Origin of the sequence: Lysinibacillus capsici (genome assembly GCF_020217405.1) — a bacterium.
GTDB classification, from domain to species: domain Bacteria; phylum Bacillota; class Bacilli; order Bacillales_A; family Planococcaceae; genus Lysinibacillus; species Lysinibacillus capsici.
Genome location: NZ_CP084108.1, coordinates 1,099,941 through 1,121,341 on the forward strand (window position 1 = coordinate 1,099,941; position 21,401 = coordinate 1,121,341).

Genomic DNA, 21,401 nt, shown 5'->3' on the forward strand with positions numbered 1-21,401 from the left:
GGGACATAACTAGCTTCAATAAATGAGAAATCCTAATTTGAATGAATTCAAATTAGGATTTCTCTATTTTTTATGCCGTCTCCATACTTACTGGCTGTGAACTTTCTTAAATTCACGGCCAGTAATGCGAGCCCCATTTCATTTCCTACCCTCGATTTCCCTCGTACAGAAAATCGAGTGAAACCCAAATTAGCCTTCAAGAATCCAAAAACTGGTTCCACGTCAATTTTGCGTTGACGATAAATGGTACTCGTTTTTTCTTCTGAAAGCGTTGTTCTTACATATTCTTTTTGCTGTTCCCACTTCTCATTCACTAGTAACTTACGATTATTTCCTTCTTTTGCTTTTGTACATAATGAACGGAATGGGCATCCGGAACAGTCTTCACATTCGTATACCTTAAACTCTCGCGTAAATTCATATTGATCCGTTTTCATGGTACGATATTTAAATACAAGGTGTTGTTGGTTCGGACAAGTGTATTGATCATTTTCTTCATCATAATCCCAGTAGGCTGTATTGAATTCGTTTTGTTTATACTTTTTCTTTTGTTCTTTTAAATACAAGTTATACGTAATTAAGGCTTCTCGTTTACGATTCAAAAGAATATCATCATAATTTTGTTCGCTGCCATATCCAGCATCTGCGACGATGTGTTTTGGTAAATCAAAATAATGTTGTTCGATTTCATCTAAAAACGGGATTAAGGTACGTGTATCCGTTGGATTCGAATAGATACTGTAGGCAAGCACATATTGACCTTCTGTTGCGACTTGGATGTTATAACCTGCTTTCAATTGACCATTGTTCATATAGTCATCCTTCATTCGCATAAATGTGGCATCTGAGTCCGTCTTGGAATAACTATTTCGCATGCCAAAGATTTCAAAGTCTTTTTGATATTTTAGTTTACGTACAATATAGTCGATTAATTGTTTGCGAGCGTGCTTTGGGAATTTCCGTTCGGCTCTTAAAGCTTTTCGCTCAGCTACATCCGATGAATCCTCTATTTTTTGATCATACTCAGAAATCACTTCGTCTACTTTCTCTACCATCTGGGCGAGTTCTTCTACTGCTAATTCTTCTACATTTTCGCGTTCAATTTCGGGTATGATTTCTTTCTCGAGTAGCTCATCATATAACTGGTTTGATTTTTCAATTAATCCGTTATGATATTTCTCGATGGATTTTTTCCACACGAAAGTAAATTTGTTCGCATTGGCTTCGATCTTTGTTCCATCAATAAAAATAGCTTCCTGATCAATTAATTCTTCTTGGACCAACTGGCAACGGAATTGGACGAAACATTGGCGGATCAACTCTTTCATTTCTGGTTGAACACGGAAACGGTTGATCGTGCGATAGCTTGGTTCATACCCTTGAGCTAGCCACATCATCCGAAGACTATCTTTTAATAGGGCTTCAATTTTACGCCCTGAGAAGACAGATTGTGTATAAGCACATAAGATAATTTTAAGCATCATGCGTGGATGGTAGGCGGGACAGCCCTCATTTCGAAGAAATGGTTCAAACGCTTCTGACGGGATACTTTCAACTAAATGGTGGACATGGAAGGAGATATCACTTTTTTGTATTGTTACTTCTAAATCTAAAGGCAAAACTAATTGATTCATGTTATAATTTTTAAACATAAGGATCCTTCTTTCTGTATAATTTTGTTGTGGTGACTTAATTTTATCAGAAGTGATCCTTATTTTTTATGAAAAAATTTAAAGCCTGTGAAATTTTACTGATTGTAAAATTTCACAGGCTTTTTAATTTAGAGGTGGGTTTTGTCCCAGCCTCTTCCTTTATGACTGTTTCTTTAACTGTAAAATGACTGTCTCATCAGGGTCAATATACAGTGTCTTTTGTTCAAAATAGATGACGAAACCAGGTTTGGCACCATTTGGTTTTTTGACCTGTTTTATTTCGGTATAATCTACAGGCACAGAAGAGGATTCTCTGGCCTTAGAAAAATAGGCGGCTAGTGTGGCAGCTTCTCGCAACGTCGTTTCATCTGGTTCACTTGAATGAATGACAACATGAGATCCAGGAATATCTTTTGTGTGTAACCAAATATCAGTCCGCTTTGCTAGTTTAAATGTCAGCATGTCATTTTGTTTATTGTTTTTTCCAACAGAGATTATTACACCTGTAGAAGAAACATAGCGTTCTGGTTCAGGTTTCGCTTGTTTTTTCTTTTTCTTCGCATGACGTAGTTTTAAGTAACCTTGCTCTGCTAACTCTTCACGAATTTCCTCAATATCTCCAGGAGAAGCCTGCTGAACTTGCTGTGCCAGCATTTCGAAGTAAGAAATTTCATCAGTCGTTTTTTCTAGCTGCTCTTGAACCATGACCAAGGCATTTTTTGCCTTTGTGTACTTTGTATAATAGCTTTGGGCATTTTCAATCGGTGTTTTACGTTCGCTTACTGGAATCGTTATTTCTTCGCCAGTTTCACTATAGTAATTTGTGACAGTAACTTCCTTGACTCCTTTTTCAAAGGCATAGATATTAGCCATTAATAGCTCACCATATAGTTGGAATTGATCGAGCTTGGAGGCACGTTCATAATCTTTCGTTAACTTTTTTGTTTTTAAAGCTAGTTTGTCAATCTCATTTTGTAGCCAGCGCTCTAAATCGCCTGCTTGTTGTTTTACACGATCTCGCTCTGCACGTGCAAAAAATACACGATCAAGAAGCTCATGGACATTAGGATAGATTGTTATATCCCCATCGTGCAAGTGCGTTAATTCGATAGGGGAAAAGTGTACTTTATGATTGAAGAGTACGTACATTGGCTTCATTCCACCGTTAGCAAAGGAGGTCATAAAATCCTTGAAACAAGCTAGCGTATTTGAAGTCTTTTTCATTCGATACAATAATTCTTCCGCGTGGAGAGGTGAAAAACCAGCTAATTGTTGCACTAGCTCTTTAGAGGTTTTCCCTTCAGCAAAAAATGCTGTTAGCTCTTCATCTGTCACTGTTAAAGGATTCCATTTGTTTTGTGAGGGTGGTGCAATATACGGTTGCCCTGGTAGTACAGTACGGAAGCTATTGACTGAAGGCGGTAGATGTTTTAGGCTGTCAATAATTTTTCCCTGCTCTTGATCAATCAACAGTAGATTACTATGTCTACCCATAATTTCAGCATGTATTTCTCTTACAATTGGATCTCCAATTTCATTTTTACTTTCAATTTCTACTATTATAATGCGATCAAAATCACGCTGTTTTATGGAAGCAATAAAACCACCCTCTATATGCTTACGCAAAAGCATACAAAACATTGGCGGCTCTGCTGGATTTTCAATCACGTGTTCAGTAAGGTGTACACGTGCATAAGAAGAGTGGATGGAAAACAGTAATTTATGATTCTTTCCGTTCGCTCGCACATGTAAAATAACCTCTTGTGCATTAGGTTGGTGTATTTTGGTAATCCGACCAGTGACTAGCTGTTGTAAGTCGGCAGTTATTGAATAAGTAAATAAGCCATCAAATGCCATATGAATTCCTCTTTCCAACGATATCAAGCATCTTGGTACTTTCGTATTTTTTTCTTAATGTATCTGCATTCACTATTTTTAAGCTTCTGCAAATACTCTTTTGGTATGTTTATCATAGCATTTTTTAGGTGAATATTAAAATATAGCTTCAATTGTGGTAGAATTAGCTTTTACTTTATCCAAATTTTTTTGGAGAGTCGTCATAATCGACAAAGCTTATGTTATAATAATCCCAGTATGCAAAGAAAGGTGTGACGAACCTTGGTGCGTAGTATGACTGGTTTTGGCAGAGGTGTCACAACAACTAGAGACTTTCAATTAACCGTGGAAATGCGCTCGGTCAACCATCGTTTTTTAGAAATTAATGCAAAATTTCCGAAAGAATGGCTTGAAGCTGAAATATTTGCAAAGAAACTAATTTCTCAAGCTTTGTCACGCGGCAAAATTGATGTGATGGTATATGTGAAGGACTTAGAGAACGTAGAGCAATCTATTGAGATTAATTGGTCATTAATTGAAGCGTATCGTAAGGCAAAAGAGCAATTAGCAAGTAAAGTACCACTTGAAGAAAAATGGACGATGCAAGAGCTTTTATCGTTAGAGCAGGCACTTGTACAGCAAAAACCCCAGCTTACACCAGAGGATTTGCTCAGTGCTGTTGAACAAGCGATTTCACAAGCGATTGAACAGCTCGTTCAAATGCGTGAGCGTGAAGGGCAAGAATTACAAGAGGTTGTTGTACAATATAAAGAACAGTTAATGGAGCAAGTCAATCAGATTCGTTTGTGTTCTTCGCTTGCTGTTGAAAAATATCGTACACGATTAATAGAGCGAATTAATGAAGTTGCAAATGGCACATTGCTAGAAGATCGTTTACTAGCGGAAGTAGCAATTTTTGCAGAACGAGTAGACATCTCCGAAGAATTAGACAGATTAGATAGTCACTTCAATCAACTGAAGGAAACATTACTTGAAAAGATTTCGGTTGGGCGTAAATTGGACTTTTTAATGCAGGAAATACATCGCGAGATTAATACGATTGGTTCAAAAAATCAATCTACAGAAGCAGCGGTTGCTGTTGTTCAGGCGAAAACAATTTTAGAAAAGATGCGTGAGCAAGTGCAAAACATCGAATAACTTGCACGTATCTGTTATAAATTAAGGGAGATATAGAGAATAAATGATAAAAGAACGTGGATTATTAATTGTTCTGTCTGGCCCCTCTGGTGTAGGTAAAGGGACAGTGCGAAAAGAATTATTTTCTCAGCCGAATACGAATTATGAGTATTCCATCTCGATGACAACACGAAATCCTCGCGAAGGTGAAGTAGATGGTGTAGACTATTTTTTCAAGACACGTCATGAATTTGAAGTGTTAATTGAACAAGGTGGCTTGTTAGAGCACGCTGAATTTGTCGGTAACTATTATGGAACACCATTAGCTTATGTAAATGAAACACTTGATGCAGGTCGTGATGTATTTTTAGAAATCGAAGTGCAGGGTGCAGCACAAATTCGTAAAAAAGCACCAGATGCCTTATTTATTTTCTTAGCCCCTCCAAGTTTAACGGAATTAAAAGATCGTTTAGTTGGACGTGGGACAGAAACGGAGGATATCATTGCCAAACGAATCGCTACTGCAAGTGAAGAGCTTGAAATGATGAGCTTGTATGATTATGTTGTGGAAAATGATGAAGTGACGAATGCCTGTGATCGTATAAATGCGATTATTAAAGCCGAGCATTGTCGTAGAGAACGTGTTGAAAAAAGATATTTGTCAATGTTGAGAGGAGAATAAAACAATGCTATACCCATCAGTAGACGCTTTAAAAAAAGAAATCGATTCAAAATATTCATTAGTGAGCCTTGCTTCTAAACGTGCTCGCCAAATGCAAGAAGAGCAAGACACAGAACGCTTACACAAGTATGTTTCCCATAAATATGTTGGGAAAGCACTTGAAGAAGTAGCGGCAGGTGTACTTACGAAAGTATCACAGGATGAGTCAACTGTGTATGAGGACGAAATCTAACATCATGTAAAGAGCTTTACTATGTTTACATGCATGCTAGTCTAGTTAGCAGTAGATTTTGATTATACAGAATGCCGAAAGCTCCCAGGGAATCCTTCTTTGGGAGCTTATCATTTGAAAGGACGACACCTAGCATGAATAAAAATATTTTACTTTGTGTTTCAGGCGGGATTGCCGTATATAAGGCTGTGGCACTCGTAAGCAAGCTATCACAAGCAGGAGCCAATGTAAAAGTCATCATGACAGCCTCTGCTAGACAGTTTGTAAATCCATTAAGTTTTCAAGTGATGTCCAAAAATGATGTTTATTTTGACACGTTTGATGAAAAAGATTCAAGTGTGATTGCTCATATAGACTTAGCAGACTGGGCTGATTTAATTTTAGTAGCGCCCGCTACAGCAAATATAATAGGAAAAATGGCCAATGGTATAGCAGATGATATGATCACAACAACCCTGCTTGCTACGACAGCACCTGTATGGATTGCACCAGCCATGAATGTACACATGTACGACCATCCAGCGGTAAAACGTAATTTGGATAGGCTATCAGCTGATGGCTACAAATTTATTGAGCCTTCCGAAGGTTTTTTAGCATGTGGCTATGTCGGGAAGGGCCGTCTAGAGGAGCCAGAGAAAATCACTGCACTTGTTCAAGATTTTTTTTCGAGAAAAACAAAACCACTAACAGGTAAAACAGTCATAGTGACTGCGGGTGCCCTGCATGTACCATTGGATGAACAGCATGTAATTAGTCCACAGGCAAATGGAGCCATAGGCCGAGCTTTAGCACATGAAGCAAGAATGCTAGGCGCACATGTAATTGAAATAGAAAATTCTAATTTGTTTGATGCTATACAGCAACTGGAGGCTTATAAAATCCAATACCCTCAGGCAATATTAATCCATGCAGCAAATGTGCCGACTATAAAGGAAACGCCGATCATTTCGGTAGAAGGCATAAAAGCGATCACTTTCGGGCAAAAAGTGCAAGGAACACCAATGCTTAATATACTTTCTGAGAGATGGATTGATTTTAGCGAAAAAGCGCAGCTTAACGGACAGTTTTTGGCGACAATGAACCCACAACTTTTTGCTCAGGCATTATGGTCATATATTATAAAGGGTGAGGAACAATGAGCTTCTTGATAGCAGAGGTCATTGTAGATGTCTCTACTTACCATGTAGACCGTCCATTTGATTATCAAGTACCTGTAAAATGGATTAGTGTTATCGAGTTAGGAAGTCGTGTGAAAGTGCCATTTGGTCCAAGGAATGTCCTGGGTTTTGTTGTTGGATTGAAGCAAGAAACAGATGTACCGTTAAATAAACTAAAGGCAATCAATCAAATTTTAGATATGGAGCCAGTCCTGACAGAAGAGATGTTGCGAATGGCGAAGTGGTTGAAGAACGATACGATTTGCTATGAAATAGATGCCTTGCAAGTGATGTTACCATCTGCACTTCGAGCCAAGTATGAAAAAATGATTAAGCTACAACAAGGTCAACAATTGCCACTAGAGGTACAGGCTATATTCGGGAAGCGTCAACGAGCAAATTTTAAAGAATTTGAGCGAGCAGGTTTACTACCCTTATTGAAACAATTGGTTGCAGATAACATTGTTACAATCGAAAATGTTGTGAAGCAACAGGGAAATGTGAAAGAAATTCGAATGGTTCAAATAACAGCAGACCCACAACTTATTGAACGTGCCTTAGAGCAGTCATCCAGGGCAGTTAAACAACGGCTATTATTGCAATGGATGTGCCAACACTTAGGAGAGGTTTTTACTCCCCAACAAATTTGTGACGAAGCAGGGGTCTCTATATCAGTATTAGAGGCAGTAATTGACAAAGGAGCTGCTCAATTTATTCAAGAGGAAGTATTTCGTGATCCATTTACGAAGGAAGTTTCACGTACACAAGCCTTACAATTAACGGATGAGCAGCAGGTTGCTCTCCAAGCTATTACTACAGCTATGGATCAGCAAATGGCGCAAACCTTTTTATTACATGGTGTGACCGGGAGTGGCAAAACAGAGGTTTATTTGCAGGCTATTCAAAAGGTATTAGAAGAAGGAAAAGAAGCCATTATGTTGGTACCTGAAATCTCTTTAACTCCACAAATGACCGAACGATTCCGCAGTCGCTTTGGTGAGATGGTTGCTGTGATGCATAGTGGATTATCTGTAGGTGAGAAATATGATGAATGGCGTAAAATTCAACAAGGCAAAGTGAAGGTCGTAGTTGGAGCTCGTTCAGCTATTTTTGCTCCCTTTACGAATATAGGGCTTATTATATTGGATGAGGAACATGAATCAACTTATAAGCAAGAAGATTCACCGCGTTATCATGCAAGAGATGTAGCCATCTGGCGTAGCGAATTTTATAAATGTCCTATTATTTTAGGGAGTGCAACACCAGCATTAGAATCATTTGCAAGAGCTAAAAAGGGAGTATATAAGCTACTCTCCTTAAAACACCGTGCTTTACATCAGGCTTTGCCGACTGTTTTTATTGCAGATATGCGTGAAGAGCTGAGACAAGGTAATCGTTCGATGTTTTCCCAATCATTGATAGAAGCAATCCGTTTAAGACTTGAGAAAAAAGAGCAAATGGTGCTGTTTTTAAACCGTCGTGGCTATTCATCATTTGTACTCTGCCGAGATTGTGGAACAGTTGTCCAATGTCCAAATTGTGATATTTCATTAACCTATCATCGAACAACTGAAAAATTGAAATGTCATTATTGTGGTTACGAGGAACATGTTCCACAAATATGTCCGCAATGTCAAAGTGATCATATCCGTTATTTTGGTACAGGTACACAAAAGGTGGAAGAGGAACTGTATAAGTTGTTTCCTGAGGCAAGAGTATTACGTATGGATGTAGATACTACGAAGCATAAAGGGGCACACGAAGAAATATTGGAGATATTTGGGGCAGGGCAAGCAGATATTTTGCTTGGTACTCAAATGATTGCAAAGGGTCTAGATTTTCCAAATATTACGCTAGTTGGTGTACTTAGTGCTGATACATCCTTACATTTACCTGATTACCGCGCAGCAGAGCGAACATTTCAGCTATTAACACAGGTAAGTGGACGTGCTGGGAGACATGACAAGCTAGGGGAAGTCATCATTCAAACGTATACACCTGAGCATTACGCAATTGAATTAGCTAAATCCCAAGAGTATGAACCATTTTATGAACGTGAGATGTTTTTACGTCGCAGATCCAACTATCCACCTTATTATTTTGTAGCTCTTATTCAATTATCCCATGAAGATGTCATGATGGCTGCTGAATATGCTGGCCGGGTGGCTGATTGGTTACGAGGAAACTTATCGAATCAAGTCGCAATAATAGGACCAACAACTGCGAGTATTGCTCGTCTCCAAAATAGATATCGTTATCAATGTTTGATAAAATATAAAATTGAACCAAATCTAATTCCTGTGTTACAACGTCTACTTGCCATGTATAGAGCAGAGTGGATTAAGCAAGGAATATTAATGACGGTAGATTTAGATCCATCTACTATATAGTTAGCGTGTAATAGTAGCACGATTTTTAATAAAAGTATCAATTAGCTAGTGGACTAGCTTTAAAGCAGAAATGAGGAAATAATCATGGCTATAAAAAAAGTAATTGAAAACCCTGCAAAGGTACTATCAACACCGTGTGCTGAAGTGACAGAAATAAATGATGAAATAATTACGTTACTTGATGATTTATATGACACAATGGTGGAATATGATGGTGTTGGAATTGCGGCACCACAAATAGACGTAGGGTTACGGGTAGCAATTGTTGAACTAGGTGAAGAACGTGATATTTTAGAAATGATTAATCCAACTGTCGTTGAAACGGACGGAGCAGAAGTAGATATTGAAGGATGCCTGAGCTTTCCAGGTTTATATGGAGAAGTAGAACGTCCTAGCTATGTCAAAATTGAAGCATGTGATCGTGAAGGACGTGTTTATGAATTAGAGGCAGGTGGCTTTGATGCACGTGCGATCTTACATGAAATTGATCATTTAGATGGTGTGCTTTTCGATTCAAAAATCAAGCGTATTGTCACAGCAGAAGAACTAGAAGAAATGTACGCCGAAGAGGAGGAATAAAATGACATCTATCGTTTTTATGGGGACACCTGACTTCTCCGCACCTATTTTGCGTATGCTACATGATGAAGGATATGCTATTAAAGCAGTTGTAACACAACCAGATCGTCCAGTTGGGCGTAAACGAGTACTAACACCGCCGCCAGTAAAGGCAACAGCGTTGGAACTTGGCTTGCCAATTATTCAACCCGAAAAATTACGTGGCTCCGAGGAGTTACAGCAGATTCTTGCTCTACAGCCTGATCTAGTGATAACAGCAGCATTTGGACAGATACTACCCAAAGAATTATTAGATGCACCAGCTCTAGGCTGCATTAATGTCCATGCATCACTATTACCAAAATATCGTGGAGGTGCTCCAATTCACCAAGCCGTCATGGATGGTGAAAAAGAAACAGGAGTAACGATCATGTATATGGCAGAAAAGCTTGATGCGGGAGATATTATCTCTCAAAAAGCAATCCCTATTGAAGAAGATGATCATACTGGTGGACTTTTTGATAAGCTAAGTATGGTTGGCTGTGAATTACTCAAGGAAACACTTCCTTCTATTATAAATGGTACAAATAATCGTACAGTTCAAGATGAAGAACAAGTTACCTTTGCAAGTAATATTTCAAGGGAACAAGAACGGATCGATTGGACAAATGATGCTATTACTTTATACAATCAAGTGCGCGGTCTTCATCCGTGGCCTGTTGCTTATACCACTTTTGAGGATGGTAATTTTAAAATTTGGTGGGCAACGATTGGCAAAAGTAAGCATGAGGCGAATCCAGGTACAGTTGTTGCCATTGATAAAGATCATTTTGAGGTAGCAGCTGGCAACGGGACAACTTTAGCATTATATGATGTGCAACCAGCTGGGAAAAAGCGCATGACCACAGAGGAATATTTACGTGGGACAGGTTCTAAATTACAGATTGGGGACCAATTCAAATGAGTAAAAAAAGTGTAGTGATTTGGGATGGCAATGTACGAGATGCCGCATTGTCAATTCTATTAGCAGTTGATAAAAATCAGGCTTATAGCAACTTATTGCTAAATGAAACAATTAAACGACATAAAATTGAAGCAAAAGATCGTGCTTTATTGACTGAAATAACGTATGGAACTTTACAGTATAAAATGACACTTGATTATTACTTAGAGCCATTTATTCGCAGTTCAATTGATCATTGGGTTCGCTGGTTATTAAGAATCTCGTTGTATCAAATCCATTATTTAACACGTATCCCTCCTCACGCTGCAGTAAACGAAGCAGTAGAAATTGCCAAGCGTCGAGGACATCGTGGAATTGCTTCTATGGTCAATGGCATCTTAAGATCCGTGTTACGCAGTGGTGTCCCTTCAACAGATGATATAGCAGATCCAATTGAGCGTCTTTCTATAGAAACAAGTCATCCAATGTGGTTAGTTCAAAGATTTGTTGATAACTACGGTCTTGAAGTAGCGACTGAAATGTTGCATGAAAATAATAGACCGCCTGTGCAGACTGTGCGTGTTAATACAACAAAAGCAACTGTAAAACAAGCAATTGCTGAGTTAGAGGCAGAAGGATTAACGGCTATTCAAAGCGATGTTATACCAGAGTGTTTATACATTACAAACGGTCAACCAGCTCGTACAAAAGCCTTCAAAGAAGGTATGATTACTATTCAGGATGAAAGTTCAATGATACCTGCTAATGTGCTAAATCCATCTCCAGGTATGCGTGTCTTGGATATGTGCGCGGCACCTGGTGGAAAAACAACACATATTGCCGAAATAATGCAAAATGAAGGATCTATTTTAGCAACAGACCTTCATCCACATAAATTAGATTTAATCGACCATAATACAGAGCGTCTAGGGCTTGATATTGTTGAAACAGCCCCAATAGATGGACGGAAAGCACCAGAATTTTTACAAGCAGCGTCTTTTGATGCTATCTTAGTCGATGCACCATGTAGTGGACTAGGCGTTATGCGACGTAAGCCAGATATTAAATATACAAAGCGAGAAGAGGATTTAGAAAGTCTTCAAAAAATCCAATTAGCTTTACTTGATGCAGCAACGAAAGTTTTGAAAACAGATGGTAAGCTTGTATACAGTACGTGTACAGTAGACATACAAGAAAACGAAGGCACTGTGAAAGCCTTTTTAACAGCACATCCAGAAATGGAAGCTATACAACTAGAATCTTTACCAACAAAATTAGCGGAAAAGCAAGCTAATGGCATGCTTCAAGTCTTTCCACAAGACTTTGGCAGTGACGGTTTCTTTGTCGCCGCCTTTCGTAAAAAAGGAGAATCCAACTAATGGTGGATCAAGAGAAATTTAATGAACGTATTAACGATTTAGTCGAAGAAGCAGAAGAAAAGCCCGTTCGACGCGTAAAAAAAGAAAAGCCAAATTTAAAAGAATCCATTTATTCGTTACAACCTCATCAATTAGAAGAATGGCTAACGGAAAATGGCGAAAAGCCTTTCCGTGCTGCTCAAATTTTTGACTGGCTGTATAATAAACGTGTAAAGACATTCGAAGAAATGTCAAACCTTTCAAAGGGATTACGCGAAAAACTAACTGCAAATTTTGCATTATCCACACTATCAACCATTATTAAACAAGAATCTAAAGATGGTACCATTAAATTTTTATTCCAATTACAAGATGGCTATTCTATAGAAACTGTGTTAATGCGCCATGAATATGGAAATTCTGTCTGTGTAACAACACAAGTAGGCTGCCGAATTGGCTGTACGTTTTGTGCATCCACTTTAGGTGGTTTGAAGCGACATTTATTAGCAGGAGAAATTGTGGAGCAAGTTGTCAAAGTACAGCAAACATTAGATGAATTGGGCGAGCGAGTATCTCATATTGTCATTATGGGTATTGGTGAACCTTTCGATAACTATGATGCAATGATGAATTTCTTAAAAGTGATCAATCATGAAAAAGGTTTAAATATCGGAGCACGTCATATCACGGTTTCAACATCGGGTATTGTACCTAAAATTTACCAATTTGCGGATGAACAATTACAAATTAACTTTGCTGTTTCTCTGCATGCGCCAAACCAAGAAGCACGTCAAAAGCTAATGCCAATTGCCCGTGCTTATAAATTGGAAGAATTAATGGATGCTGTGCGATACTATACAAAAAAAACAGGTAGACGAGTGAGTTTTGAGTATGGGCTGATGTCTGGTGAAAATGATTCAGTAGAAATAGCAGAGGAACTATCTGCTTTAATTAAAGGAATTAAATGTCATGTCAACTTAATTCCTGTAAACTATGTACCGGAACGTGATTATGTTCGTACATCTCGTAGTCAAATTTTTGCTTTTGAAAAAACATTAAAGAAAAATGGTATTAACGTAACGATCCGCCGAGAGCAAGGTTCAGATATCGCTGCTGCGTGTGGTCAATTACGTGCACAAGAGAGATCTGAAGAAACGAGGTGACCAGTATTGGAATACACAGTCGAAAGTGATATTGGTTTAAAACGATCCATTAATGAGGACCGTGCTGCATTCTTTAAACGTCCAGATGGGCTTGCACTAGCACTTGTAGCGGATGGCATGGGTGGTCATAATGCTGGTGATGTAGCAAGTGATATGGCAATTCAACAAATGGAATCCTTTTTTTTACAGGCAGACACACATCATTTTGAATCCACAACATCAAAAAAAGAATGGTTATTACAAACAGTTAAGCAATTGAATAAAACAATATATGACTATTCTTTATCACATGAAGACTGTAAAGGAATGGGCACGACATTTATTGCAGTGTTAATCGAAGAACAACATTGCTTCATTGCACATGTGGGGGACAGTCGTGTGTATTATTTCTTTGAAGATGGTGCACAACAAATAACAAGAGATCATTCATATGTGAACGTCTTGGTCGAAAATGGTGAGATAAGCGAAGAAGAGGCTTTGACACATCCAAAGAAAAATTTCATCTTAAAAGCGGTTGGGACAGAGGACACAATCGAACCAGACTTTTATGAAGTAGATTTAGCATCAGAATCGTATTTACTCATTTGTTCAGATGGATTAAGCAATAAACTAACTGTTTATGAAATGGCATCGATAATTACGTATCCAGACTCCATTAAGGAAAAGGGACGTAAACTTGTAGAATTAGCAAATGCCAGCGGGGGAGAAGACAATATCTCCCTCGTGCTATTAACAAAAAGGGATGAGGAGGTGTAAGAATGCTTGTAGGTAAAAGAATTAGTGACCGTTATAAAATTTTAGAACTCATTGGTGGCGGAGGTATGTCCAATGTTTATTTAGCACACGATATGATCTTAAATCGTGATGTAGCCATTAAAATATTACGCTATGATTTTTCCAATGAGGATGAATTACATCGACGTTTTCAACGTGAGGCACTGTCTGCTACAAGTCTTACACATCCAAATATTGTTAGTGTTTATGATGTAGGTGACGATGGAGATCTACACTATATTGTGATGGAATATGTTCAAGGAAAAACATTAAAGCAGTACATACAAGAATTTGCACCAATTTCTCCTGCTAGAAGTGTGCATATTATGAAGCAATTAACGTCTGCCATTGCTAATGCCCATGAAAACCATATTATCCACCGTGATATTAAACCGCAAAATATATTAATGGATGCGGAAGGTAATGTGAAAATTACGGATTTTGGTATTGCGATGACGTTAAGTGCTACATCATTTACTCAAACAAATTCTGTGCTTGGTACAGTCCATTATTTATCACCGGAGCAAGCTCGCGGCGGTACAGCTACAAACAAATCAGATATTTACGCTCTCGGTATTGTATTATATGAATTATTAACAGGTGAACTTCCATTTTCTGGTGAATCTGCTGTTTCAATAGCACTTAAGCATTTACAAGCTGAAACGCCTTCTGTCCGTGCTTTTGATGCAACGATTCCCCAAAGCTTGGAAAATGTAGTATTAAAGGCTACTGCCAAAGATGCATCCCATCGTTATACGACAGTGGAAGAAATGTATGAAGATTTGGAAACCGTACTAACACCATCTAGAATCAATGATCCCAAATTTGTCATACCTGTGGATAATGATGTAACGAGAGCTATTCCCATCATTAAAGAGCAGATGCATAAAAAAGACGAAGATCTAACTAAAACAAGAGTTATTGAACCGATTATGGAAGCTAAAGCACCTTCTCAACCACAACCTAAAAAGCCTGTAGAAAAGCCAGTTCCTGTAAAGGCAAAGAAGAAAAATTGGCCCAAATATGTTGCAGGACTATTCATTGCAGCGGTTGTCATTTTCTTATTCTTTATTTTTGCAAAAGATTTATTTAGCCCGAAAAAAGTGGCTATACCAGATGTAGCCAATTTAACAATAGAGGAAGCGACAAAAAAATTAGAAGCAGATGGATTTGTTGTTGGTGAAGAGCATCAGGAGCGAAATCATGAGGAAATAGAGAAGGGGAAAGTTATTGAAACGGACCCATCAAAAAATTCATTACGTGAAAAAGGCTCAGAGGTAGACTTAATCGTTAGTTTAGGTGTAGAGATGACGACTGTTGATAATTATGTAGGACAAAATTATAGTCAAGTTGAAGCTTTAATAAAAGGAAAGTATAAAGACGTAATAAAAGAGGATGTCCCTTCTAATGAGCCAGAAGGAAGAATTATTGAACAAAGCATACCGCCAAATTCTGAGGTAGTAGCGAAAGAAGAAACAATCACGTTTAAAGTTAGCCAAGGAGTTAGAATGGTAAGGGTTGAAAATGTTGTAAATTATACGAAAGCTGATATGGATGACTATGTGAAAAGAGCAGGTCTCAATTGGCGTATATCTCGTGAAGAACATCATGAAACCATCCCAGCTGGCAGTGTAATTTCGCAATTGACAAAAGCGGGTACTATGGTAGAAGAAGGTTCTATGATATCGGTTGTAATCAGTAAAGGGCCAGCAAAACAGCCCGATAAACTACGTCTCATACCTGTAGTCATTGAGTATAAACCTACAGAAGAGGGAATAGCTCAAAATATTCGAATTGAAATTCAAGATAAAAATCATACATTGTCTGAACCTGTTGAAGTATTTGAAATTTTAAGTGATACGCCATACAACATTCAGCTTACAATTGAAGATGGCAAAGATGCGAGTTATAGAATAATTCGTGACTCAGAAATAATTTTAGAAGGCAAAGTTAATTATAATGATGTCGATTAAGGAGGAATTGGATGGCGCAAGGCCAAATAAGAAAAGCATTAAGTGGTTATTATTATGTATTTGATGGACATCAACTGATTCAATGTCGAGGACGTGGGGTATTTCGTAATCGTGGCGAATCCCCACTCGTAGGCGATATTGTAGAGTATACAATGGAAACTGAAGGCTCTGATGGGACAATACAAAAGATTTTTGAGCGTCAAAATGAATTAGTACGTCCGCCAATTGCGAATATTGATCAAGGTATTTTGGTGTTTTCTGTAAAGGAACCGAATTTCAATACCATTTTACTGGATCGTTTTTTAGTTGTGTTAGAATCCTTCCATGTACACCCGATTATTTGTTTAACAAAAATGGATTTGCTAGAAAATGATGAACGTGAGGAATTACAAAATTATATAGCAGATTATGAAAGCATGGGCTATACAGTTTTGCAAACATATAAAGATGAAGAAGAATTAGTAGAACGATTACGTCCTATTTTAAAGGGAAAAACCACTGTTTTAGCTGGCCAATCGGGCGTTGGGAAATCAACTTTACTTAATACGCTCATTCCAGAGTTGAATTTAAAAACGGGTATTATATCCCAAAGCTTAGGACGGGGGAAACATACCACTCGTCATGTTGAACTGATAGAGGTCTGTGATGGTTTATTGGCAGATACGCCTGGGTTTAGTTCCTTAGATTTTGACGAAATTGAGAAAGAAGAATTGGGGGTATGTTTTCCTGAGATGGCAAGAGTGGCGGATGATTGTAAATTTAGAGGTTGCTTACACTTGAAAGAGCCAAAATGTGCAGTAAAGGCAGCGGTAGAAGCAGGGGAAATTCGAGACTACCGCTACAAGCATTATGAACAATTTATGCAAGAAATTATGGATAGAAAGCCGAGGTATTAATGATGATACAAATAGCCCCATCAATTTTAGCAGCAAATTTTGCAAATTTAGGTGAAGAAGTAAAGGAAGTAGAGCAAGCAGGTGCACAACTTATTCATATTGATGTAATGGATGGTCACTTTGTACCGAATATCTCATTTGGTTCCATTGTATTGGATGCTATCCGTCCATTAACGAAGTTACCATTAGATGTGCATTTAATGATAGAAAATCCAGATCAGTATATCGAACAGTTCGCAAAAGCTGGAGCAGACTATATTACGGTACATGTAGAAGCATGCCATCATTTACATCGAACAATTCAATTAATCCGTTCTTTTGGTGTAAAAGCGGGTGTCGTATTAAATCCACATACACCGATAGAATCAATTCAACACATTTTAGAAGATATTGATATGGTATTATTAATGACTGTTAATCCTGGATTCGGTGGACAAAAATTTATCCATTCTGTTGTATCTAAAATTGAAGCATTATCAACAATAATTAAGGAGCGGGGCTTAGATATTGCCATTGAAATTGATGGTGGTATTACTGCTGAAACAATTGTGCCATGTGCACAGGCTGGAGCGACAATTTTTGTAGCTGGGTCAGCCATCTATAGTAAAGAAGATCGAACAGCTGCTCTTCAAGAAATTTTATTAGCTGGCGAGGCAGCGATTAAAGGATGACGACAGTCGTTGTTTGTGCAGGTGGTCCAAAAAATGAGCTTTGTTCATTTTCATCGTTTCAGCAACAACAGGATGTTGTGTTTATCGGGGCTGATCGTGGCGCCTTATATTTAATTGAGCACGGAATAACGCCCGATGCCATTGTAGGTGATTTTGATTCTTTAACAGATGAAGAATATCGACAAGTGATGGCACAAACCAATAATCAACAACGCTTCCAAGAAGAGAAAAATGAAACAGACACGGATTTAGCATTGCTGAAAGCCTATACGTTTGAACCACAAGAAATTATTTTGACAGGTGTGACGGGTGGGCGTTTAGATCATTACGAGGCAGCTGTCCGTTCTATTTATCGGTTACAAAAAGAGCATCCTCAAATTGAGTTAAAGATAATCAATCATACTAATATGTTGCAATTTTTACTACCAGGCACACATACAATTTATGCAGATGCTCGATACCGTTACTTGTCTTTTTTTGCTCACGAGGAGCCTATTCAAGGTGTAACATTACGACAAGTAAAATATGAAACAACGAATGAGGAAATTTCCTTAGGAACATCTCGATTTACAAGTAATGAAATAATAGGAACTTCAGGGTCTATATCTTTCTCGCAAGGCATATGTTTAATGATAAGAAGCATAGATTAGCGTAAGGGGGAGAGAGTCCTGAAAGTATATACGTTCCAATTGCCGAAATTCGTGAGTAGTATCACGCGTACGTGTATTAACCTATTTAAAAAAGATAAGAAAGTAAAAAAATCCGACTAGTGTTAGTCGGATTTTTTACTTTCTTATAGAATACTAATCAAGAAAAAAATCGATTGCGCTCAATGCGAAATCGATTTTTTAGAAGCAGCGATTAAACGCGCTCGATTTTACCTGATTTTAATGCACGAGCAGAAACCCATACACGTTTTGGTTTACCGTCAACTAAGATACGAACTTTTTGAAGGTTAGCACCCCAAGTACGTTTGTTAGCGTTCATAGCGTGGGAACGGTTGTTACCAGTACGAGCTTTACGTCCAGTGATTACACATTGTTTTGGCATGTTGTATTCCCTCCTTACTGTTGATGCTGAAAGATTATTATTTCAGTTCGGTATTTCACATACCATAATAATTTAACATACGATGGCGTTCAGTGCAACAGTTTTCACATAACCTTTCAAGAAAAAAACCTTTACAGACATAAAACGTTTATGAAAAGTAGTGAAGTTTAAAGGAGAATAGTTCTCTTATCCTTTTCCTCGATAACCAAGTTTTAGCGATACACGTCTACCAGTATCAACTAATCGCTCAATTAATGTATTAATATGATCTTGAGAGACATTAAAGTTTACAAAACCAATACTAACTGCTCCTATCACTTCACCAAAACCATCTAAAATAGAGACAGCAATGGATGAAGTACCTGCAGTTCGTTCTCCATGACTTATTGCATAGCCTTGTTGCCGAATTTGATGAAGCTGCGCCTCTAATTCGGCCATTTCATCTTTAGTTACTAGTTGCTCTAGAATTTCTTTGGATTGTATTGCTGACATTGAGGCAAGTATGGCCTTATTGGCCGCTCCGATATGCATAGGTATGCGGATACCCAATTGATCATAAATACGAATCGGATTTGCTGCACTGTCTATCCGTTCTATAATAATCGTATCTAATCCAGCTGGTTTACTTAAATAAACGCTTTCTTCAACCTCCCTGGCTAATCGTTCTAACTCAGGTCTAATTTTGCTAATATAATCCATCGTATCATACACTTGTAAGCCAAGTTCCATCCATATGGTTCCAAGCCGATAATATTTTGTCTGTTCATCTTGCTCAATCATCCCTTGTTTAATCATGGCTTTTAAAATTCTATGTAAAGTACTTAGCGGTAAATCGCATTTTGTAGAAAGCTCTGAAATGGACAAGCTACTGTCGTTTGCATCAGCAGCTAAAACCTTGGCAATTGTCATTGCCCGCTCTAATAATTGCAATTTGTCCCACCTCCCTTCATCCTATTTTATTTTTATTCTCCACCTACGTCTAGTTCCAATATTCCCGTACAAATCAGAAGTCTAAACAAATGCTTTATTTTTAATACACGAAAGCTACAAAAAGATCCTTTAAGGCCTATTTAATAAATGTTAATACAGCTTTTTTTCCAAGGGTGAATGCAATCTAGATTGAAAGAAAAATAAAAGTTTTCTAAATATATTGACAGTATAGCATAAAACGAATATATTCTTCATATAAACTTTCCTCTTAACGGAAACGTTTTCCACTACACGGAAATGAGGTGAAAGGAATGCATTATTGTTCATCAATGTATGCGCCTTTGAAACACGTTATTGTAAAAGATCCAAAAGATGCTTTCCAAAGCCAAACACATCTTAGTGAGGAATGGAAAACATTTAACTACTTATCTGAGCCTAATTATGAAGAAGCTCTAAGGGAATACGCTGAATTTATTGGGATTCTTGAAAAGTATGTGGAGACTATTGAATATCTGCCTATAGCAGATGAAGTAGGATTAGATTCTCTCTATGCACATGATCCAGTTAAATTCACACCAAATGGTGCCATTATACTGAAGTCAGGCAAAAAATTAAGACAACCAGAAGCAGCAGTATACAAGGACTTTTTACAGCAAAAAGGTATTCCAGTAATTGGTGAACTTACTGGAGAGGCAGTTTCAGACGGTGGAGATATTGTTTGGCTAGATAATCGAACGCTCGTTGTGGGTAGAGGTTATCGAACAAACGATGAAGCCATTCGTCAGTTAAAGGAAATGACAGCCGATATGGTAGATGAATTTATAGTTGTACAACTACCACATGATCTTGGTGAAGCTGAATGTTTACATTTAATGTCTTTCATAAGTATGGTAGACCGAGATTTAGCTGTTGTGCATTCGCGTTTAATGCCAGTATTTTTCAGACAACTGCTAATTGAGCGTGGCATCCAGCTAGTAGAAGTACCTAAAGGTGAATATGATTCGTTAGGCTGTAATGTGTTAGCGCTTGCACCAAGGGTATGTGTGATTCCTCAAGGCAACAAAAAAACAAAGCAACAGCTACTTGATGCTGGAGCAACTGTGTACGAATATAAAGGCGATGAAATTACTGTTAAAGGAACAGGTGGGCCGACTTGCCTAACTTGCCCAGTAGTAAGAGGATAAAGGAGAAGATGAATATGTTTAAAAATGTTATTGTTAAAAATCCAGGAAATAGTTTTGTAAACGGTTTAACAACTAGTGATTTAGGAAAGCCCATTTTAGAAAAATTATTTGAACAACATGAACACTATGTAGAGGCTTTAAAAAAATGCGGTGTAGAAGTTACACAATTACCAGCAAATGAAGCATTTCCAGATTCAACATTTGTAGAGGATACAGCTGTATTAACGCCTGAATTTGCTATTATCTCGAATCCTGGAGCAGCAGCTCGTAACCGCGAAATTGAAGAAATCGAACCAGCTGTAAAGCAATTCTATGAAAAAATTTACTATATTAAAGGTTCTGGAACACTTGATGGTGGAGATGTACTACAAGCAGAGAAAAAGTTTTACGTAGGGATCTCAGAGCGCACAAATGAAGAAGGCGCTCAGCAATTTAAAGAGATTGTTGAACAAGAAGGTTATGAAGTAACTATTATTCCATTAAAAGAATTCTTTCACTTAAAAACTGGAATTGCCTATGTTGGGGAAAATCGTATGGTGCTAGCTGGTGAATTTGTCGATCATCCTGCATTTGAATCTTACGAAAAAATCGTGATTCCTAAAGAGGATGAATATTCAGCTAACTGTATTCAAGTAAATGATTATATTATTATTCCAGCTGGCTATCCAGAAACAAATCGTAAATTACTGGACCTTGGCTATCAAACAATTGAACTTGATATGTCTGAATTTAGAAAACATGATGGTGGTTTAAGCTGTTTATCATTACGTTTTTAAGTAAATCTACCAATACCCAATCAATTTAAAAGAGAAAAT

20 protein-coding genes and 1 pseudogene are annotated in these 21,401 nt (G+C 37.8%); 17 read left to right on the forward strand and 4 right to left on the reverse strand.

Translation table 11 applies throughout. The features are described 5' to 3' along the window. Positions 1–89: 89 nt before the first annotated feature. Positions 90–1,652: pseudogene (locus LCP48_RS05145) on the reverse strand (IS1182 family transposase); the annotation flags it as partial. Positions 1,653–1,811: 159 nt separating this feature from the next. After that, positions 1,812–3,509 carry an Rqc2 family fibronectin-binding protein gene (locus LCP48_RS05150; protein WP_202342365.1) on the reverse strand — a complete coding sequence of 566 codons (1,698 nt, stop codon included), beginning with the start codon at positions 3,507–3,509 and terminating at the stop codon, positions 1,812–1,814. A gap of 261 nt (positions 3,510–3,770) precedes the next feature. Between LCP48_RS05150 and LCP48_RS05155 the strand changes: the two genes are divergently transcribed. From LCP48_RS05155 to LCP48_RS05225, 15 genes are all read left to right on the forward strand, one after another. Further along, positions 3,771–4,646, forward strand: a complete 876-nt coding sequence (locus tag LCP48_RS05155) for a YicC/YloC family endoribonuclease (RefSeq protein WP_004227378.1) — start codon at positions 3,771–3,773, stop codon at positions 4,644–4,646. A gap of 43 nt (positions 4,647–4,689) precedes the next feature. Further along, positions 4,690–5,307: a guanylate kinase gene (gene gmk, locus LCP48_RS05160; protein WP_004227379.1), complete on the forward strand. Its 618-nt coding sequence runs from the start codon at positions 4,690–4,692 to the stop codon at positions 5,305–5,307. 4 nt (positions 5,308–5,311) lie between these two features. Beyond that, positions 5,312–5,539, forward strand: coding sequence for a DNA-directed RNA polymerase subunit omega (gene rpoZ, locus LCP48_RS05165; protein ID WP_004227380.1), 228 nt, complete (start codon positions 5,312–5,314; stop codon positions 5,537–5,539). Between the two features lie 134 nt (positions 5,540–5,673). Then, positions 5,674–6,678, forward strand: a complete 1,005-nt coding sequence (gene coaBC / locus LCP48_RS05170; RefSeq protein WP_004227381.1) for a bifunctional phosphopantothenoylcysteine decarboxylase/phosphopantothenate--cysteine ligase CoaBC — start codon at positions 5,674–5,676, stop codon at positions 6,676–6,678. Continuing rightward, positions 6,675–9,086, forward strand: a complete 2,412-nt coding sequence (gene priA / locus LCP48_RS05175) for a primosomal protein N' (RefSeq protein ID WP_004227386.1) — start codon at positions 6,675–6,677, stop codon at positions 9,084–9,086. Before coaBC ends, priA begins: the two co-directional genes overlap by 4 nt. Positions 9,087–9,170: 84 nt before the next feature. Further along, complete coding sequence (def, locus tag LCP48_RS05180) at positions 9,171–9,665, forward strand: peptide deformylase (RefSeq protein ID WP_004227388.1); 495 nt, start codon at positions 9,171–9,173, stop codon at positions 9,663–9,665. 1 nt (position 9,666) lies between these two features. Then, positions 9,667–10,608, forward strand: coding sequence for a methionyl-tRNA formyltransferase (fmt, locus tag LCP48_RS05185; RefSeq protein WP_004227390.1), 942 nt, complete (start codon positions 9,667–9,669; stop codon positions 10,606–10,608). Beyond that, a complete protein-coding gene (rsmB, locus tag LCP48_RS05190; protein ID WP_004227391.1) occupies positions 10,605–11,966 on the forward strand; it encodes a 16S rRNA (cytosine(967)-C(5))-methyltransferase RsmB in 1,362 nt (453 codons plus the stop codon). Before fmt ends, rsmB begins: the two co-directional genes overlap by 4 nt. Continuing rightward, on the forward strand, positions 11,966–13,108 hold the full coding sequence (gene rlmN / locus LCP48_RS05195; protein WP_009373537.1) for a dual-specificity RNA methyltransferase RlmN: 1,143 nt from the start codon (positions 11,966–11,968) through the stop codon (positions 13,106–13,108). The genes rsmB and rlmN overlap by 1 nt, the downstream gene beginning before the upstream one ends. A 6-nt stretch (positions 13,109–13,114) precedes the next feature. Beyond that, positions 13,115–13,864 (forward strand): Stp1/IreP family PP2C-type Ser/Thr phosphatase, encoded by a 750-nt coding sequence (locus tag LCP48_RS05200; RefSeq protein ID WP_004227404.1) that lies wholly within the window; start codon positions 13,115–13,117, stop codon positions 13,862–13,864. Positions 13,865–13,866: 2 nt separating this feature from the next. Beyond that, complete coding sequence (gene pknB, locus LCP48_RS05205) at positions 13,867–15,855, forward strand: Stk1 family PASTA domain-containing Ser/Thr kinase (RefSeq protein ID WP_004227406.1); 1,989 nt, start codon at positions 13,867–13,869, stop codon at positions 15,853–15,855. An 11-nt stretch (positions 15,856–15,866) separates the two neighbouring features. Further along, positions 15,867–16,751, forward strand: a complete 885-nt coding sequence (gene rsgA, locus LCP48_RS05210; protein WP_004227409.1) for a ribosome small subunit-dependent GTPase A — start codon at positions 15,867–15,869, stop codon at positions 16,749–16,751. Between the two features lie 2 nt (positions 16,752–16,753). After that, a complete protein-coding gene (gene rpe / locus LCP48_RS05215) occupies positions 16,754–17,422 on the forward strand; it encodes a ribulose-phosphate 3-epimerase (RefSeq protein WP_036219476.1) in 669 nt (222 codons plus the stop codon). Beyond that, positions 17,419–18,072, forward strand: coding sequence for a thiamine diphosphokinase (locus LCP48_RS05220; RefSeq protein WP_004227415.1), 654 nt, complete (start codon positions 17,419–17,421; stop codon positions 18,070–18,072). The genes rpe and LCP48_RS05220 overlap by 4 nt, the downstream gene beginning before the upstream one ends. Before the next feature lie 51 nt (positions 18,073–18,123). After that, positions 18,124–18,192: a hypothetical protein gene (locus LCP48_RS05225; RefSeq protein WP_230874924.1), complete on the forward strand. Its 69-nt coding sequence runs from the start codon at positions 18,124–18,126 to the stop codon at positions 18,190–18,192. Positions 18,193–18,283: 91 nt separating this feature from the next. On the opposite strand, the gene rpmB is transcribed toward LCP48_RS05225, so the two are convergent. Both rpmB and LCP48_RS05235 read right to left on the reverse strand, forming a co-directional pair. After that, positions 18,284–18,472: a 50S ribosomal protein L28 gene (rpmB, locus tag LCP48_RS05230; RefSeq protein ID WP_004227417.1), complete on the reverse strand. Its 189-nt coding sequence runs from the start codon at positions 18,470–18,472 to the stop codon at positions 18,284–18,286. 186 nt (positions 18,473–18,658) lie between these two features. Next, positions 18,659–19,402 carry an IclR family transcriptional regulator gene (locus LCP48_RS05235; RefSeq protein WP_004227420.1) on the reverse strand — a complete coding sequence of 248 codons (744 nt, stop codon included), beginning with the start codon at positions 19,400–19,402 and terminating at the stop codon, positions 18,659–18,661. A gap of 311 nt (positions 19,403–19,713) precedes the next feature. Here LCP48_RS05235 and LCP48_RS05240 point away from each other — a divergent pair, with 311 nt between their 5' ends. Together LCP48_RS05240 and LCP48_RS05245 are read left to right on the forward strand one after the other, a co-directional pair. Further along, entirely contained in the window at positions 19,714–20,586 is an 873-nt protein-coding gene (locus LCP48_RS05240; RefSeq protein ID WP_202342354.1) for a dimethylarginine dimethylaminohydrolase family protein, read from the forward strand. 14 nt (positions 20,587–20,600) lie between these two features. Then, on the forward strand, positions 20,601–21,362 hold the full coding sequence (locus tag LCP48_RS05245) for a dimethylarginine dimethylaminohydrolase family protein (protein ID WP_004227425.1): 762 nt from the start codon (positions 20,601–20,603) through the stop codon (positions 21,360–21,362). Positions 21,363–21,401: the final 39 nt, after the last annotated feature.

Bases quoted from the DNA above. Each gene is read 5' to 3' on its own strand.
- LCP48_RS05150 (WP_202342365.1), bottom strand. From the start codon at position 3,509: ATGGCATTTGATGGCTTATTTACTTATTCAATAACTGCCGACTTACAA.
- def (WP_004227388.1), top strand. From the start codon at position 9,171: ATGGCTATAAAAAAAGTAATTGAAAACCCTGCAAAGGTACTATCAACA.
- LCP48_RS05245 (WP_004227425.1), top strand. From the start codon at position 20,601: ATGTTTAAAAATGTTATTGTTAAAAATCCAGGAAATAGTTTTGTAAAC.
- LCP48_RS05220 (WP_004227415.1), top strand. From the start codon at position 17,419: ATGACGACAGTCGTTGTTTGTGCAGGTGGTCCAAAAAATGAGCTTTGT.
- rpoZ (WP_004227380.1), top strand. From the start codon at position 5,312: ATGCTATACCCATCAGTAGACGCTTTAAAAAAAGAAATCGATTCAAAA.
- rpe (WP_036219476.1), top strand. From the start codon at position 16,754: ATGATACAAATAGCCCCATCAATTTTAGCAGCAAATTTTGCAAATTTA.
- coaBC (WP_004227381.1), top strand. From the start codon at position 5,674: ATGAATAAAAATATTTTACTTTGTGTTTCAGGCGGGATTGCCGTATAT.
- rsgA (WP_004227409.1), top strand. From the start codon at position 15,867: ATGGCGCAAGGCCAAATAAGAAAAGCATTAAGTGGTTATTATTATGTA.
- rsmB (WP_004227391.1), top strand. From the start codon at position 10,605: ATGAGTAAAAAAAGTGTAGTGATTTGGGATGGCAATGTACGAGATGCC.
- rpmB (WP_004227417.1), bottom strand. From the start codon at position 18,472: ATGCCAAAACAATGTGTAATCACTGGACGTAAAGCTCGTACTGGTAAC.
- pknB (WP_004227406.1), top strand. From the start codon at position 13,867: ATGCTTGTAGGTAAAAGAATTAGTGACCGTTATAAAATTTTAGAACTC.
- fmt (WP_004227390.1), top strand. From the start codon at position 9,667: ATGACATCTATCGTTTTTATGGGGACACCTGACTTCTCCGCACCTATT.
- LCP48_RS05240 (WP_202342354.1), top strand. From the start codon at position 19,714: ATGCATTATTGTTCATCAATGTATGCGCCTTTGAAACACGTTATTGTA.
- gmk (WP_004227379.1), top strand. From the start codon at position 4,690: ATGATAAAAGAACGTGGATTATTAATTGTTCTGTCTGGCCCCTCTGGT.
- priA (WP_004227386.1), top strand. From the start codon at position 6,675: ATGAGCTTCTTGATAGCAGAGGTCATTGTAGATGTCTCTACTTACCAT.
- rlmN (WP_009373537.1), top strand. From the start codon at position 11,966: ATGGTGGATCAAGAGAAATTTAATGAACGTATTAACGATTTAGTCGAA.